At 36.1% G+C, this 17,892-nt stretch carries 14 protein-coding genes and 1 riboswitch; of the genes, 2 read left to right on the forward strand and 12 right to left on the reverse strand.

Features of this window, described 5'->3' with window-relative positions:
- Positions 1-9: 9 nt before the first annotated feature.
- The 4 genes from LG276_RS13355 to tenA all read right to left on the reverse strand — a co-directional run bounded on the left by LG276_RS13355 (position 10) and on the right by tenA (position 6,123).
- On the reverse strand, positions 10-825 hold the full coding sequence (locus LG276_RS13355) for a RimK family alpha-L-glutamate ligase (protein WP_224938395.1): 816 nt from the start codon (positions 823-825) through the stop codon (positions 10-12).
- Positions 826-1,419: 594 nt separating this feature from the next.
- Positions 1,420-3,555 (reverse strand): penicillin-binding protein 2, encoded by a 2,136-nt coding sequence (locus LG276_RS13360; RefSeq protein WP_251161753.1) that lies wholly within the window; start codon positions 3,553-3,555, stop codon positions 1,420-1,422.
- Between the two features lie 297 nt (positions 3,556-3,852).
- The gene (locus tag LG276_RS13365; protein ID WP_251161754.1) at positions 3,853-5,133 is read right to left on the reverse strand and encodes a nitrate/nitrite transporter; all 1,281 of its coding nucleotides are present in this window, start codon (positions 5,131-5,133) and stop codon (positions 3,853-3,855) included.
- A 300-nt stretch (positions 5,134-5,433) separates the two neighbouring features.
- On the reverse strand, positions 5,434-6,123 hold the full coding sequence (gene tenA / locus LG276_RS13370) for a thiaminase II (RefSeq protein WP_095373668.1): 690 nt from the start codon (positions 6,121-6,123) through the stop codon (positions 5,434-5,436).
- A gap of 123 nt (positions 6,124-6,246) precedes the next feature.
- Positions 6,247-6,356: riboswitch (TPP riboswitch) on the reverse strand.
- Positions 6,357-6,708: 352 nt separating this feature from the next.
- Between tenA and LG276_RS13375 the strand changes: the two genes are divergently transcribed.
- Positions 6,709-7,344, forward strand: a complete 636-nt coding sequence (locus tag LG276_RS13375; RefSeq protein ID WP_251161755.1) for a PAQR family membrane homeostasis protein TrhA — start codon at positions 6,709-6,711, stop codon at positions 7,342-7,344.
- A gap of 120 nt (positions 7,345-7,464) precedes the next feature.
- On the opposite strand, the gene LG276_RS13380 is transcribed toward LG276_RS13375, so the two are convergent.
- From LG276_RS13380 to LG276_RS13415, 8 genes are all read right to left on the reverse strand, one after another.
- Positions 7,465-8,211: a GNAT family N-acetyltransferase gene (locus LG276_RS13380; protein WP_251161756.1), complete on the reverse strand. Its 747-nt coding sequence runs from the start codon at positions 8,209-8,211 to the stop codon at positions 7,465-7,467.
- 139 nt (positions 8,212-8,350) lie between these two features.
- Positions 8,351-9,838 carry an AbgT family transporter gene (locus LG276_RS13385; RefSeq protein WP_251162016.1) on the reverse strand — a complete coding sequence of 496 codons (1,488 nt, stop codon included), beginning with the start codon at positions 9,836-9,838 and terminating at the stop codon, positions 8,351-8,353.
- 346 nt (positions 9,839-10,184) lie between these two features.
- On the reverse strand, positions 10,185-11,507 hold the full coding sequence (locus tag LG276_RS13390) for a hypothetical protein (protein ID WP_251161757.1): 1,323 nt from the start codon (positions 11,505-11,507) through the stop codon (positions 10,185-10,187).
- A gap of 78 nt (positions 11,508-11,585) precedes the next feature.
- Positions 11,586-12,875 carry an amidohydrolase gene (locus tag LG276_RS13395; RefSeq protein WP_251161758.1) on the reverse strand — a complete coding sequence of 430 codons (1,290 nt, stop codon included), beginning with the start codon at positions 12,873-12,875 and terminating at the stop codon, positions 11,586-11,588.
- A 15-nt stretch (positions 12,876-12,890) separates the two neighbouring features.
- Positions 12,891-14,087 (reverse strand): M20 family metallopeptidase, encoded by a 1,197-nt coding sequence (locus LG276_RS13400; RefSeq protein ID WP_095373041.1) that lies wholly within the window; start codon positions 14,085-14,087, stop codon positions 12,891-12,893.
- 151 nt (positions 14,088-14,238) lie between these two features.
- Positions 14,239-15,291, reverse strand: coding sequence for a bifunctional transcriptional activator/DNA repair enzyme AdaA (locus tag LG276_RS13405; protein ID WP_224938404.1), 1,053 nt, complete (start codon positions 15,289-15,291; stop codon positions 14,239-14,241).
- Positions 15,292-15,411: 120 nt separating this feature from the next.
- On the reverse strand, positions 15,412-15,984 hold the full coding sequence (locus LG276_RS13410; protein WP_251161759.1) for a histidine phosphatase family protein: 573 nt from the start codon (positions 15,982-15,984) through the stop codon (positions 15,412-15,414).
- A gap of 337 nt (positions 15,985-16,321) precedes the next feature.
- Positions 16,322-16,786: an N-acetyltransferase gene (locus LG276_RS13415; RefSeq protein WP_251161760.1), complete on the reverse strand. Its 465-nt coding sequence runs from the start codon at positions 16,784-16,786 to the stop codon at positions 16,322-16,324.
- Between the two features lie 215 nt (positions 16,787-17,001).
- On the opposite strand from LG276_RS13415, the gene LG276_RS13420 reads away from it, so the two are divergent.
- Positions 17,002-17,718, forward strand: coding sequence for an NAD-dependent protein deacylase (locus LG276_RS13420; RefSeq protein ID WP_224938504.1), 717 nt, complete (start codon positions 17,002-17,004; stop codon positions 17,716-17,718).
- The last annotated feature ends 174 nt before the right edge of the window (positions 17,719-17,892 follow it).

Raw genomic sequence — 17,892 nt, forward strand, 5'->3', positions numbered from 1 at the left:
CTTTTACCATTAAGAAACAACTTTATTTCCTGGTGTTGGCGATGTTGGAAATGGTGGTAGAAATTGTGATAATAAATATTGATAAATCGTTTGTTCCACTGATTTTCCTAGTTTATTTAACCCTTGATTCCCAAATAACACATTAAATTCGATAATATAGTATTTCCCTTCGCTTACCATGACATCAAACCCTGCATGATTAATACCTAATTGACCGGCGATATCTAAAACAAGGTCGATTGCTTCTTGTGGAATAAAATCGGCACATAGTTCTCCACCTTGTGCAATATTATGAAGAAACTCTCCTTCTAGTCCCACTCTCCAGTAGGCGCCCAGTACTTCATTCCCAACCACACATATACGTAAATCTTTGCCATCATTCGGTAAATATTCTTGGATATATAAAGCGTCCACTTTCTCACAATACGTTAGAAAGTCTTCTCTCGATTGGATAAGGAAAACACCTTTTCCCATAGAGTTTCGTGATTCTTTTGCTACAAAAGGAAAGGGAAAAGTATCTAACACATACTCAATATTGCTCCTTGTATTAGCAAGGATTTCAGTATAGGGAGCATGCTCAGGACTCACCGACCAAAGGGCCCTTGTCATTTCAATTTTACTAAAACCTAACTGCATTGTTTCTATGCTAGGAAAAATCTTTTTCTTCAACCCATACACAAGTGACGGTACTTGCCACGTTTCAGGAAATAACACGATGTCTGCTTGCTTTATTGCATCTATTTCCTTAAACATATGTTCTGGCTTTATATAGTGCACATTGGGCATACCAATCGTGCGAAATGCATTAAAAGAAACAATTTTCATTGATTCATTCACCTTCATTATTCAATTATGTTTTCCGTATTACAGATGTTAAAAAATGTATTTAAAAGAATAGAAAACTATTAATATCATAGCATTTTTGTAAAAAAATACAATCAGTTTTTTCAAGAAATATTCTTATTAATATTTCTAAATATTTATTGTAATTATACGGAAGTAGAAAAAAGAAAAATCAGGAAAAGAGAACCGGTTTTTTGGAAAATTAAAAGAGTTGAATGCATTTACACTCATTTTCTTTATTTTTTTCATTTCGAATGCCAAATTTTAAAAACCAACTGTGTCAAAAGATTCTCCTGTTTAAATTTCTAGTGTAGGACATTTACCTTAAATTGAATAGAATGACTTGTTTTGTTAGTCCTTCTAAGGGAACCACCCTCTCTTTTTAAAGCACACACCCATTATCTTACAATCGTTTTACTACGGATTCCAACTACCTTTGCTAAGGAAGCGTAATCACCTTCCCTAGCAAGAGAGAATAACAATTTTTTGCTTAATAGCGCCATCATCATTCACCATAAAAAACACCCCGAGTGTTAGACTTTCGGGGTGTACATCAAAAGCTCTATTCTTTTTTATTTAAAGTTCTTCATTTTCTTCGTCTTTTTGTTTAGTCTTCATTTTAAAATAAGCATCAAATACCTCATCAGCAATATGAAGGTTAATCTTGGATTTATCTGAAGACAACCATGGAATGACGACTGAAATGGCAATTTCAGGGTTATCATACGGCGCGTAACCGACAAAGGTTAAATTCCAAGTATCCGGATTTGATTGCACCTTAAGCGGCCCCCCGTAGTAAGCTTGGGCTGTTCCTGTTTTACCTGCAATCTTGTACTTTTTATTTGTAATCCCACTATTTGCTGTTCCCTGCGGATGGTTGACTACTTGGATAAACCCATCCTGTACATGTTCAATCCATGCATCCTTCATCGTAATTTTATTCAAAACATTTGGCTCAATGGATTGATAAACCGCACCAAGTTGATTATTCTCGAGATTCGGTTCACGAATTTCCTTCACAATCTGTGGTTGCATACGGTAACCACCATTTGCTATCGTTGATACATATTGTGCCAATTGTAGCGGACTATAAGTATCGAATTGTCCAATGGCAAAATCAAGCGTATTCCCTCCATTAGGAGGAATGGGTGATTGTCCTGTTACTTCACCTGGTAAGTCGATACCCGTTTTCACCCCAAGACCGAACTGGTGAAAATTATATCGTAACTTTCTAATACCTTCATCTTTATCAATACGAAGTTTACCTCGCGGAATGTATTCTTGTTGCCCACCAATTCTCATCGCTATTAAAAACATATAAACATTTGACGATTTCCTAAGGGCCGTTAGATCATTAATGGCACCAAATCCTGCCGTATTCCAAGATCGTTTAGGTTGTGTTCCGTCAAAATACAAAGGTCTATCCACCAAAACACTCCAAGGTGAGATTACCCCTTCTTGGTAACCTGCTAACACTGTTGCGCCTTTTATAGTGGAACCCATTGAATATTGACTTGTCATATTACCTAAGGCGTAATCCATGACTTCTGTTTCACCTGTTTTTTCATCTTTGACAAATTGTTTGCCAGCCATTGCGAGAACCTCACCTGTTTGTGGGTTCATCGCTGAAACGAAGCCACGATCTAAAAAGTAATTACTTCCCCTCAGACTTCGAACATGCTTTTCAATAATTTTTTCTACCTCTTGTTGGAATTCGATGTCAGTTGTTAAGACAAGGTCTTTTCCTGCTTGTCCTTCTCTTACCACATCTTGCTTTGTTACTTCACCTGTTTTATCTGTGTAATTTTTCATGATTTTCTTTTGCCCTTGTAAAACAGACTCGTATTGCAATTCTAAATAACTCTTGCCGACACGATCATTACGACTATAACCTTTAGATTGATAATATTCGAGCATTTCACTAGGTAAGCCCTCTTTTGAACTTGAAACATTTCCAAGTACAGAACTTAATGTCACTTCGCCGTCTTCGTCTTTCAAAGCATTATAACGTTCCCAGTCTACCGTTGTATCAATGCCAGGTAATAGATGAAGATTCTCACTAACAAGAGCAAATTCATCTTCATTGACATTTTTGTTCTTTATAAAATGAGGTGTCAACATTCGACTACTTGCCATTTCTCGAAATATCGCTAAAACTTCTAGTTCATCCTTCTTAAAAGCATTCAGTTCTTCTTCTGTTATTCGTTCCCGCGTTCGTTTATATATTTCGTCATCTACTTCTTTTGATGACATATCACTTGCTAGCAATTTATCTTTTTCTTTATCCGATACTTTTTCTGCTGCTTCATTCGGATACTTTATTATCCAAAAGTCTTGTTTATCTCTTTCAGTAATCGCCTTCAAGTCTTCTTCCGTGTCTTTTTTAATCATCTTCGCTAAAAGCTCTGATGTCTGAATCATTTCTTCTTGTGTTGTAGATTGGGAGCGAGTATAACTTATGGCTAATTGGGGTTTATTCCCTACAACCAGTCTACCTTTACTATCATAGATCTGCCCCCTAGGTGCCGTGCTTGCTACTGGCACCTCCACTTCCCGTTCAATCTCTTTTTTATAATTCTCTCCGTAAACAATTTGAACAATACCTAAGCGGAAGATTAGAATCGAAAAGAGTATAAATACTGCAAAAAACATTAAATTAATCCGAAAAACCATTTTTTTATTTCGTTTTTTTCTTCTCTGTTCTCCCGCCATCGTCAACACAACCAATCATCAAAGTATGAATGTTCTTAATTATTACTATATGTAACTATTATATTTCACAAATATGTTATCTATTAAAATTAGATTAATAATATAAACTATCTTACAACAAATATCCAATTTTTTCAATTGTTATGAAGAAATATTTGATAAAAAAAGATCAATTTTACACTTTCAGTAACATTTCTCTAAAGACGATAGATGGTGAACAAATCAGGTATCCACTCGACTGCCTTTTAAGTGATGATTGTTCTTCATTTTTTATTAGCTAAATAAAAAAATCGATTGTTAACCAACCGATTTTTTCATTTGACTCATTTGAAGTTTTTGACGATACACTGTTGGCTCATATAACATGAATACTCCAATTAACCCAATAATCGCAAAGCTTAAAGGAATATAAAGTCCATATTGATAAGCGGTTGTAACGTCAAAATTAGCAAAATGGTCCAATACTTTTCCAAAAATTGCTGGCAGCAACACTGCGCTAAGAAAGCCTCCCGTATTAGCGAAACCGGAAATAAGCCCCACTTCCTTTATATGAAAGGACTGTCTAACAACTGTAAAGGTTAGAGCACTTGCACCATTTGCATAACCTATGATTACGAATAAAAGAATGAATAATAAATATGGTGGCTCTCCACCCATCAATACTAAAGTGATCCAAGCAGAAACCGACAGCATCTGCACAATGACATACGGTGCTTTGACTCTGTCAAAAAAAGTAGATAGATAGGTTGTTAATGGTGCTCCGATAATGGCACCAAATAAGCCGTACATAATTACTTCACTTGCACTTGATCGTGATAAACCGTAAATGTCCATACCATAGGGAACTGCCCAAGAGCCAATAAAGCCGATATATGTGCCCACCACACCAAAGTGACAAAGGAATGTCGCCCAAGCTTGGCGATTGACAAGTAATCTTCTTATGATGACTAATAACGGTTCATTTGTTTCTTTTTGATTTTTTTCTTCTTCCATTTGAAATTTCTTCTTAGGATATTTTATTAAAACAACATAAAGCCCCATACCAAGGGTGAATATTACAATGCCAACAATTAAAAATGGAAGTCGCCACCCTAATAGAGAAATGGTCGAACTAAAAGGAACTGTTGCTAATAAGAATCCTAAACTTCCGGTCATTCCGGCAAATCCCACTAGCATCGAAAACTCCTGCTGCTTGAACCAAATGCTCAATACAAGAACTAAATTGACCCATATAGTAGCATCGCCAATTCCACATAATAACCTAGCAAAGATGAGCATATAACTATTATCTACCGAACTATACAGGATGGTACCTAGCCCGTTTAGCAGTGTTCCAGCGACTAGAAATACATTGGGACCAAATCTATCAGAGAATAATCCGATGGGAATTTGCAATCCAGCATAAGCAAAAAATTGAATACTCGTTATCAGCCCAATCGTTGCTGCAGTTAAATGAAATTCTTCCATTAATTGATCAGTAATTAAACCAGGTGCTGTTCTTTGACTAACCATAAATAAATAGGCTAAAAGTAAAACACCAAATACAACCCATCTGTACTTACTTTGTTGTTTATTCATTTTTAAAACGCCTTCCTCAATTTAACATTCGTCTCTCATTATACGCTTATTGTCATTATATATATATAGGAAGTTTATATGTCTATGAGGGTGGAGAAGTAGAAGTCATTTCTATTGACTAGATGAGTAGTTTTTGAAGTCCGAACTTCTTTTTAGGAAAATCCGATACGGCAAATTGTCTTTATTCCATAAACAACCCTGATACTACAACGATTATAAAGGGTATGATGTTAACAGAATTGAGTTAGTATGAACTAACCTTATTCTGTTAACACTATTCCCGCTTTCATTTATGAAGTTTTATGCATATGTTTTATCACTTAGCCACTTTTCTTGGGTATAAGCCATTTCCCAAAAAGCTAATTCATATTGACAGCTAATGGTAAATGCCATTTTCATTTTTTCTTTTTCTGTTTCAGATGCAATTTCAGCAAGCCGATCAAGATGATGAATTTGTTCCAGTACAAGTTTAACAAACCATTCTCCACCGTATGTATCAATCCAGGTACGATAGATTTCTTCTTTTGGTTTTGCCCCTTTAAAGCTCTGCCCAATATCATAATAAATCCAATAACACGGAAGCAAACTAGCGATGACCTCGCCAACTGTGCCTGTCTCTGCTACACGATATAAATGGGATGTATATGCATAGGCAGTAGGAGCGGGTCTAAACTGGTTTAACTCTTCTTCAGAAACTTTTAATACCTCCATAAATTTGTTATGTAACCCTAGTTCAGCTTCATAGGTACCTTGCGCATGCGAGGCCATTCTTGAGGTCATATATAAATTCTCTGCTTTAGAAGCAGCGATTGCTTGCACACGAGCAAAATGTGATAAATAGTAAGAATCTTGTAACACATAAAAGCGGAAACACTCAATTGGTAAATCTCCCTTAGCAATTCCTTTAACGAAAGGGTGTTCAAAATTCGCTTCCCATATATCATGGACTTCTTTCCTTAACGATTGTGTAAACGTTTCTTTTGTTGTCATCATTTCTACCTCTTCTCTTTTTTTTATCGAGCATAAAAAATCCAGAAAAGCGAAAAACCACTTCCTATAAGAAAGTGGTTACTGTATACATTATTCATTTAGTTATAGTTATAATGTTAACTAAATTTATATACGCCACTTCCCTACGCTGGTATCAACCAGATCAGGTTCTAAGAGTCTTAAAGTTATTACACTTTAATCTCAGCCTTTTAAAGGCACCCCTAGTGGATTTATTCAATTATGCTTTCAAAGTTATGTTATCATCTTATCAATAAATGTCAACCTAAATGGAAACTGCAAGTTTAGTAAATAAGCAATGTCGAGCTTCTCTTTCAGTAACCATTATGAAATAAGTTGGATGAATGCTTCAACTGACGTAATACCGCGGCATAAATTGGCATTGACTCAAGGATGGATAACACCAAATATTCTCCAAGCATTTAAACTCTCTGCCGTTAGACCAGACCCTTCCCCCTTTTCGTTCGGTGAAGTTTTTCTTTATAATGAAAGCTTTCGACTTTTTATCAGCTTAAAATATGTTTATACTAGAATTATGATTTTGGATAAAGAATGGGTGAATACTACTTGGAAACACATATTTTTTCAAAGGGAGAAGAAATCGCCAACGCGATCGTACACGGAATTGGTGCGCTATTAAGTATTGCGGCTCTGGTCATTTTAACTGTTTTCTCATCCTTATATGGAACAGCTTGGCATATTGTCAGCTTTGTTCTTTTTGGTACAACGATGGTTATTTTATATTTCTCATCAACTTTGCTACATAGTTTACCTGCTGGAAAAGCAAAGGATGTATTTGAGATTCTCGATCATTCTTCCATTTACTTTTTTATTGCTGGAACGTTCACACCGTTTCTATTTATAACAGTTAAAGGACCCTTAGGATGGACTTTATTTGGTCTTGTTTGGGGGCTAGCGATTGCTGGTACGGTTTTCAAATGTTTTTTTGTTAAAAAGTTTTTAGTCTTCTCGACATTACTATATGTTTTGATGGGCTGGCTAATTATATTTGCCTGGGAGCCCTTGGTTACACACTTACCCACACAAGGAATGATTTTCCTCATTATCGGTGGCGTACTATACACTGCTGGTTCAATATTTTATGTATGGAGAGGATTTAAGTACCATCACGCATTGTGGCATGTTTTTGTTCTCGCTGGTTCGATTATGCATTTTTTTGCTGTTCTCTCGCTTCTACCATGATCAAAATTTACATCTTTATAAATGATCTGCAGATGGCTACTCTCACCGCCTGCAGATTTATTAATATCCGTTTGTTGAGTTTTTATCACAATACGTGTTTTAAGCTAAAAAAACTACTACTTATAATAACTTCATTACTTCATAGCGAAAACTCACTTTTTTATACCCTTGTTTGCGATACATATCCTTTGGCGTGTCATTGCTGTCGGCTACAAGTATAACCCTATGATTGCTAAATCGCTTCATTACTTCATCTTGCAAACTTGCAGCAATCCCCTTTAATCGGTGAGCTGGTAACACACCTACATTATCAATTTCAGCTGTACACTTATTAAAAAATACTTGTAATGAACCTGCTGGCATACCATGATCATATGCGAGTAACTGTAACGTATCTTTTGCATTATAATGATAGGAATGCATGCTTCTATTAAGATTCACATATTCCTCACCATAATCTTGATCAAAGTTTCTCTGCAATAGTAGATATTCTCGTAAATTATCATTTGTCACTTCCTCAACCACGATTTCGTTCTTTCTATCTTTATAGATAAATTGAAGAGGTTTAATTTCATATAACTCCTGACACCCGATCGTATAAAATTGTTGATAAAGGTATAATAAAACATCCTCTTTAATCATTTCGTCTGCTGGTAAATAAAACTTCAAATGTTCTTGTTTATGCTCTTTCTGATAGTCTTCTAAATACCTCTGTGCCAGTTGAAAATCTTGCAAACTAGGATTTATTTTAAATTGAATAAAGTTTGCATCATATTTAAAATAGAACTGTTTTGTGCCATAGTGATCAAAGTTGGCTTTCTCTGCTATTAGATTACCATCATGGTGTATATCTCTGAAACTAACCAATGCCTATCTCTCCCCTACTTCTAGCTCTTAAGTTTAACGATTAATATTCCTCACTCTCAAAAAAATACCTCTATCTATTTTATCATTTTTCGCAATAAAGAAGCCCGAACATAAATGTTCGGGCAACAATACCTCGTTATTACAAATACATTTCGATACCGGGTCCAATCGGAATACCGAATAATCCAAAAATGAATAGCATGACTACCCAAATAACTAAGAAAACCATTGAATATGGAATCATTAAGGAAATAAGCGTGCCTAAACCTGCTTTTTTATCGTATTCTCTCATAAAAGCAAGAACTACAAGGATATACGGATTTAGTGGTGTAATAATATTTGTAGTTGAATCGGCAATTCTATACGCTGCTTGAATAAAAGCAGGGTTATAATCAAGTAACATAAACAATGGAATAAAAATTGGGGCTAATAATGCCCATTGAGCAGACCCACTAAAGATTAATAAATTCAGAATAGAGACGAAAATAATAAATCCAATAATAACAGGAATACCAGTTAAATTGATGGAAGATAAGAATTCCGCACCATTGACTGCAATCCAAGTACCTAAATTGGACCAGTTAAAATAAGCAATAAATTGTGACGCAGCAAATATAAGGACGATATAGCCTGCCATATCTTTCATCGAATCTGCCATATACTTTGGAATATCAGCACTTTTTGTGATTTTCTTTACTGTTACTCCGTATGCTGTTCCCATCGTTATAAAGAATAATAAAACAATTGGGATAATTCCACTTAAAAATGGGGAAGGAATCATACGACCTTCTTCGTTTCTAAGAGGGGAGTCTGGCCAGAAGATAATTGTAAGTAAAATAGCAATATATGCTAGACCCGCTATAACGGCATTTCTTAACCCTTTTGACTCGATAGCTGAAACCGGTTCAAAATTCTTTTTCAAATCCCCATCATATTTTCCTAATCTTGGTTCAATTACCTTTTCAGTTAAGAATCCACCGACTAAAGTTAAGAGAACAGTAGAAATCGACATAAAATACCAATTATCAACAGGTGATACAACAAATGAAGGATCGATTGCTTTAGCAGCCTCAGTAGTAATTCCCGCCAATAATGCATCTGTTCCAGCGATTAAGACATTAGCTGAAAAACCTGCACCTACTCCAGCAAAGCCGGCTGCTAAACCAGCTAATGGATGCCTACCAACAGTGTAGAAAACCATCGCAGCTAAAGGTGGTACAAGTACAAACGCCGCATCTGAAGCAATATTCCCCATAATACCAATAAAGAAAACAGCATAAGTGACTAATGACTTTGGTGTACTTAAGATCGACTTTTTAATGGCTGTTTCTAGTAAACCAACCTTATCAGCTAAGCCTACACCAAGCATCATAGCTAACACAAGACCTAGTGGGGCGAAGCCAGTAAAGTTAGACAGCATCTCAGTTAATATAAACTGCAATCCTTCACCAGAAATTAAACTTTTTATTGCCAACTCTTCCCCGGTTCCTGGGTGCTCAACAGTAACATCAAATTGATTAACTATGAACGTTAATATCATTACAAACGCTGCGAGATAAACGAAAATAAAAAATGGATCTGGTAGCTTGTTCCCTATCGTTTCAATGCCTGACAAAAACTTGGACATCAAGCCCTTCTTTTCTGGTTCGTTGTTTACATTTGCTTGCAAATCATTTCACTCTCCTTATGTCAGAATTTATCGGAATTTATCCTTAACATTTCCGTTATTATATCATCACATCTATATTGTGAATAGTCTTTTTTTAATCTTTTTTGTCTTTTTTAGTAATTTTCTAATAAATATCATTTTTATTTACAAATAAAAGAATATATAGGAATTTTATGGTTGATAATTATTCTCAATGTTCGGCTTTTGTTAGATGTTATTTAAAATAAACGATAATAAAAACCTAAACAACTGTAAATAAGTGATATCTCCAGGGTTTAGGTTCAAATCATACGGTTTTAATTTCTTATAGTTTGGCTAACTGTTTAAAGTTTAATTGATAAATTTTTCGTGGTCTCCCTCTATGACCTGTCTCTTCTCCAATAATTTCAGCTAAACCTATCTTTTCCATCTCCATCAAGATTCTTCTTGCGTTGCGATCAGTGCTTTTTAGCCAATGAGATAAATCTTGAGAAGTAATCTTATTTTTTTGGTAGTGTAATGATAAAGACTCAATTTTTGCAACAACCTTACTACTTATACCTGCATCTTTAAATATTTTTTCCCAATCATTTCCGTAAATCCTTGAATGAAAACTTATTTCTTCTTTTTCATTATTAATAATCGTTAATTCTTTTTCTTCATTAACAGAGATAACGATAGGACCCTTAAATTCACGAGCATGAGAGAAAGCCATGCTCACATTTTCCTCAGCCTCTAATACCGTTAATCCAAAGCCTACACCTATGCGAACACGTAACCGACTATGAACAAAAATCTCTTCACTGATCGTCAACATCGATTGGTCTCGCATAAATAGCTCAAGTTCTCCTCGCGTAGTAAAAATATAGTGAACGCCATCATCCATCTGGACTATCGAACCATTCATTTGTTCACCAACGTCAAGCAAGACTTTTTTTAGTTCTAGTTCTTGATGCTTTAACCGGAAGGATCGCCTTCTTTCTTCACTTTCAGAAGAAGTAACGATGCGTTCGACACCAATAATGACAAGCTGTGATTTCCGGTACCATGATGCTTGCCCCTTTTCTTTAATCGTTTCTAAAGACCGTCTGACCGTTAGTTCAGATTGCTCAATGCGATAAGTTGGGATATTCATCTTCGTTAATTCTTTATACACCTTATTCAAACAAGTAATAGCCACATCGACTTTGTTACTTTCATATAATTCTTTATGAAAAGCAATAATTTCTTCAGCTGGCATATATCCATCGTAAGAATTCATCTGGAAAAGGACTCGATTCCTCACTAACGGATCGAGTCCTCTATCCATTTCTTCTTCTTGAATAGTGTCCAAGCTAAAACGCTTTTGCACTTGATCGCTATCTAAAAAAACCTTTACTAAGACAGCAAGCAGGCTCGCACCACTTAAAGGAATATAACTCGCTTCTTTTTTTGTAATCACTTTCTTGGATAATGCATAAAAATATGGCGCCTGTCCTGAAAAAAGCCACTGGTCAACCCATTCTCTATTTCTAATAATAATTTGCTCAGTTTCTTCAGTCGATTCATACACAAAGGGAATAAAGTGAAGTTCGCCGTAGTCCGTCCCTGTATCTATAATCATTTTAACTGAATCTTTTGGTCCAATAACCCCCACTCGAATTTTCATTCAACGCACCTGCCTCCAACAAATTAAACAATATAGCCTTATTTTAACATGACTGGTTAAGGTTCGTTCTTTTTTAACTTATTGCCATCCTAAAATCACGCGACAAATTGATTCAACGGCGATAGGCAGTACCTCTTCATCATAATCAAAACATGGATGATGATGTCCAGCAGCTAGCGGTGTTCCAAATAACATATAGTTCGCCGCTCCCCCATTATTCCTCACCTTCTCTAACATAAAGGCAGCGTCTTCAGAAGCCCCTAGAGGTAATTTTGGAATCACATTTTTAATATTTGTACTGGCTTTCACTGCCACATTAATAAAATCCACCCATTCTTCTTGACACTCTGCACTTGGCGCTTGCCCAACGATTTCAACATTTGTTGTGACATCATATAGTGCTGCACTGGCTTGAATAATTCTCATGGCTTCGAGGACCATGTACTCTTCATTAAGTTCAGTTGAAGCACCTCGGGTTTCTAATTGCATTTTCGCATAATCAGCAATAATATTTCGGCCACTTCCAGCCTCTAGTGTTCCTATATTGATGCGCGTCGCACCACTTGCGTGTCTCGTAATACCATTTAAATGTAATGAAGAGGCTGCAGCGGCTAATAGAGCATTCCTGCCTTCATTTGGCTCTAATCCAGCATGTGCTGATTTGCCAAAGTATTCAACGTTTATCTTGGTACTCGCTAAGAACTGATCTGTTGTTGCAACGATGTCACCAATGTTTAACGAGTGGATCCCTATATGTCCGCTTAAAAAGACATCGGCATCATCTAACAAGCCTTTATCCACCATCGGCTTTGCCCCTCGTCCGCCTTCTTCTCCAGGTTGAAATAACAAGGTGAAACGGCCGTTTAATTGATGGCGATTTTCATGAATAAAATGCGCCACACCTAAACCAATGGCGGTATGCCCATCATGACCGCACGCATGCATATAGCCCGCTCTGTTACTATGAAACCCATGCACAAAAGGAAAATGTGCTTCATCCTCTGCTTCATTAATCGGCAGGGCATCAATATCAAATCGTAGAACAATATGTTTTCCTTTTCGACCAGTGTCGAAATAAGCTTTAAGTCCGGTAAAAGCACCTTTCATTAAATATAAATACGCTTTATTTATGCCCGCTTCCATCGCTCTTTGTTCTTCTTTTTCTATCTGATCTTCTGTTGGCAACCCCATTCTTGTATGTGGATGGAGAATCGCTTGTCCCATCTCTACTTCAAAATCAAGCTTTTCTATCTCTTCAGCAATTTTTGTAGTTGTCACATACTCTGTCCACGCTACCTCTGGATATGCATGAAACATTCTTCTCATTTTAGTTAAATACGGGGTGATGTCTTTTATGAATGCTTCCATTGAAAAAAATTCCTCCTATAAACCCTTACTTTGTAATTGTTCAATTGTATCAATGGCAACTTGAGCCATTAATTCCATACCGATCGGCAAAATGTTTTCATCAAGTTGAAAAGAAGGGTTGTGAAGCGGCTTTTGATTATTTCCTATTGAACAACCTAGCCAATAATATACACCTGGATATTCTTTTAAAAAGCGGCCAAAATCCTCTCCTGCCATTGAGGGTGCGACTTCTGGGACATTTTCCTTACCTACAAATTTTGCCGCTGTTTCCTTTACTCTTTCAGCCCATTCCGGAGTGTTTACTGTGGAAGGATAACCATCAAGGTATGTGATTTCGACACGTCCACCTAGCGCCTTAACAGTGTCTGTTACGATTTGATGAAAACGATTCTTCACTTGTGTCTTTACCTTATCTGTTAAAGTCCTTACTGTACCTTCAATAATTACTTCTTCAGCAATGACGTTATGGGCAACACCGCCAGACACCTTACCAACTGTGACTACCGCCGATTCTAGCGGATCAATGTTTCGGCTTACGATCGTTTGCAACATTGTAATTACTTGATTCGCTATAATAATTGCATCTATTGTCGTATGGGGCATACTTGCATGCCCGCCTGAACCAGTGATTTTCAAAGAAAATCGATCAGAGTTACCCATCATTGGTCCCGGTCTAACTCCTATTTGACCTGGCGGAAGGTCTGGCCACACATGCTGACCAATAATAACAGACGGTTTATATTCATCAAATACACCATCTTCCATCATGATTTTCGCTCCACCTATTGGAGACTTTTCTTCCGCTGGTTGAAATAAGAGCAAGATTGTGCCGGATATGTTACCTTTATGTTTATTTAAAATAATTCCAGCTCCTAATAACATTGCTGCATGGCTATCGTGACCACAAGCATGCATCACACCTTTTACTTTCGAAGAATAAGAGACACCACTTTGTTCTTCAATCGGTAGGGCATCAATATCCGCTCTTAAACATACTGTCGGTCCCTGTTTTGCCCCTTTAATAATTGCTAGAATTCCAGTTTTAGCAAAACCAGTTTGATATGGTATTTGATAATCGTTTAATTTCTGTTGTATTTTCGAAGATGTTTGTACTTCTTCGCCACTTAGCTCTGGATACTCATGAAGCTCACGTCTAAACAGTGTTAATTCAGTAGCTATTTCTTTTGCTTCGCCTTTAAAAGAAACGGTCATAATGATCTCTCCCTCTATCAAATCATTAAGGAAAAATTCCTTATCAATTCCGATAATACACTAAAATGAATCAAATTTGAGGGAAATCCGAGAATTTTTTAAAAATTTACGTAAATTTCTTTTGTGAATAGAAAAATATCCAATCAGTTACTCATTTTATTTCACTCTCGGTCTCTAGACGTAAAAGATGCTCCTTCCTTTCTATTCCTCCGCCATACCCACCTAATTTACCGTCTGCTTTAATCACGCGATGACACGGTATTATAATGGCTATTTGATTGGCTCCGTTCGCATTTCCGACAGCCCTCACGTAATTGCTACTTCCTAATAGCTGACCAATATCCTGATAAGATACAGTTTGTCCATAAGGAATCTTTTGCAAAAGAGACCATACTTCCAGTTGAAAAGGAGTTCCTTGAAGGAAAAGAGGGATTGTAAATTGTCGAAGTTGTTTAGCATAATAAAGCTTGAGCTGCTCTTCTAGGTTTCTATTAATCGTTGTATACCCTGGTAGAATTCGCGCATTTTGCTTGTTTCTTAAGTTTTCTATCTCTTTTTCAAGTCCACGTCTATCAACAAATTCCAATAAATATAAATACTTTTCATCACTAATACTGATCATCCGCCCTAGAGGTGTTGATAAAATATTTGCATATAATATCGATAAAGAAGCTCTCTTAGGTGATCTACCGATAATCTTTGAGAATGCATCATTAAACGCACTCGATGAATCATACCCGAGTGATACTTGTTGATCTATGACTTTTTTTCCATTTAATATTTCTTTAAAGGCGATACCCATTCTTCTTGAGCGGGCGTACTGCACAAATGTCATACCATAAATTTCTTTAAACTTTCTTCTGGCAGTTGCCGAATGGATACCAATTTCTCGAAAATCTGCTTCCTTCCATCTTTTTTCCGGGCTTGCCTCAACGGCTACAACTAATTTCTCAATTTCTTTAGGAATACTATTTGGATAGAATAATGGTGTGCACCGCTTGCAAGGGCGATATCCTGCTAATAATGCTTCCTCTGCAGTTAAGAAGAATTCACAATTCTCATACTTAGGCTTTCTTGCCGAACAGGTCGCGTGACAAAAGATACCGGTTGTTTTTATGCCTACAAAGAAAATACCATCATATTTTGGATTTCTGTCAACTAAAGCTTGATAAAACTCCCTTGCCTTTTCCTCGCCTATAACCATAGTTGCCCCCTCCTTTATTTCGGTTAATCGCTACTATAATTATAGCGAGACTAAGCAAGATTTCTTTCGAAAAATGAACAACTATTTTTATTTAAGGTTTATATCCTTTTCAAAGTCATTTCAATCATATAGATGATGGGTTATATTATATTCTTTTATGAGCCAGTCTTTTTTATTTAAAGTAATTGTATTAATGCAACCATTTAATAACCTGTCTCTTTTTTGGTGAATTTCACCTTTTGAATAATGATTTAGTAGTGTGCCAATCACCGCACCATGTGCAACAAGAAGGACTTTTTTATAAGGATATTGATAATGAATGGTTGATAAACCGATTTTTATTCTTTCCATTAATATTTTATCACTTTCATACCCCGGGATATTATGTGATGGAAACTGCTCTTTTCTTTCTTCATAAGTCATTCCCTCTGCTTCTCCAAAACATCTTTCAATAAATTCATCCATGATAACAATGGGTAATTGCAGCTTCTCATTTATAATTTCTGCTGTTTGTCGGGCTCTTTTCAAGGGACTTACAATCATTACATCTGCATCCGTTCCAGAAAAATAGTTTCCACATTGCTTCGCTTGTTGCTTTCCTTTTTCGTTTAGCATAATATCCGTTCTACCTTGAATTCTTCTCGCAGCATTCCAATCGGTTTCTCCATGTCTAATCAAACAAATCGTCGTCATTCTCTTCCCCCTCCAAAAAGTTAACGCTTTTTTCATCTTGCGTTCATAGGTTATTCATATTTTATGTGTATATTAATAATACAGCTAGGACATAAACAAATTCCCCCCCCTTTTGAAATAGGGATTGAACATTGTTCAATCCCTTTCTTATTGTTTTACATACCGATTTTTCTTATTTTTTTTATTCGTATGATGCACATACTTGTCCTGATATCATAAGATATTAACGAATAAAAATTTCTTTCCCGCTAAAACCAGTTTGCTTCGCCTTGTAGCCCACCTAGTGACAAAGTCTGCTCGGTGGGCGACTTTATTAGTTTTCAATTTCAAACTCGTTTTATCTATCAAGCTTTTTCTCGCTTTTTTCAAAAAAAGCCAAAGTAATATGCTCACTTACTATCTTCTCGTCCACCAATTGAAAACGATTTTTTTTATAAAAATTGACTGCTGGTGTATTTTTAGTTGCTGTCGAAACCTTCAGTTTTTTTGACTTGTTTGCATCCTCAATAAAGTTTAATAGTGCTTGTGCAACGCCCTTTTTAAAAAAGATTGGGTAGACCACTAAACGACAAACCTCTATCACATGCCTATCAATTTCGATTGATATAACCCCATATAACCGTTCTTCGCTGTAATAACCAAAAAAAGTTTCCCCACAATTTTGCAGCGTTTCTATTGTCTCTTTTAATGGGGGTAAATCATATGAACCAATAATCGAAGCTTCTATTTTATATGCTGCGATTTGAATGGAGAACACCTCTTGAGCTGACTCAAAGTCAGTAATATCAATTGTTTTTATCATTTTACAAATCCCCCAATCTATTAACTCTTATGAAGCTTTCACATTGATTGATCTGTGGTGTGTATGGCCATTATATCATCAAATTTTTAAACAAACGCTATAGTTAATATCAAATATCATCATCTAAAAACTAGCCATAGTCTGAATTTCTTTTCCTTCGATACTTGATTGTCTATAATAATAAAAAGTAATGAAAGGCGGAGATGAAATTGGATATGTTAACAAAGTGGCTGAAAAATGCACATGCAACAGTTGTTTTTACCGGGGCTGGTATGTCTACAGAAAGTGGTTTACCAGATTTCCGCTCATCTACAGGATTATGGAAGCAATTCGACCCAAAGCAATTAGCTAGTATTGACGCATTGAACAATCAGCTCAGTGATTTTATGCAATTTTATCAAGAAAGAGTGAACAGTGTACAGCTTGTAAAGCCTCATAAAGGGCATAGCATTCTTGCACAATGGGAAAAACAAGGGTTAATTGAAGGTATTATTACGCAAAATGTTGATGGTCTACATCAAGAAGCAGGTTCTACACATGTAGCAGAACTGCACGGTACTTTAAAAAGATTTCACTGTCAAAGCTGTGGGGAGACAAAGGATAGAGACGATTTTATAAAGCAACAAATCAAATGTCACTGTGGTGGTAAGATAAGACCCTCTATCGTACTATTCGGTGAGCAGTTACCAAATAAAGCTTTCGAAGATGCGTCACATCTCTCTTCATCCTGCGATCTTTTTATTGTTTTAGGTTCCTCTCTTTCTGTAGCTCCAGCCAATCAATTTCCTTTAATCGCAAAAGAAGCAGGAGCAAAGTTAATAATCATTAATGAAGAATCAACCGATCTCGATCATTATGCTGACTTAGTCATTAATGAGAGGAAGATTGGAGAAGTATTATCCGCTGTGGATCAACAATTACATAGCATTTAATTTAAGAAAATTCGATATAACATATTAAACGAGCGTTATATATTCTACTTTGTAATAAAAATCATTCGTTCATTCCTTCTATTTAGAACACGTTGTTTTACCTCGGTTAAGCTCATCTTCGCGTTTGGATTCATGTAGGCATATAATTAATTTTTTCTTCATTCTCATAAGAGA

The organism is Cytobacillus kochii, assembly GCF_044790165.1.
Lineage (GTDB): Bacteria > Bacillota > Bacilli > Bacillales > Cytobacillaceae > Cytobacillus > Cytobacillus kochii.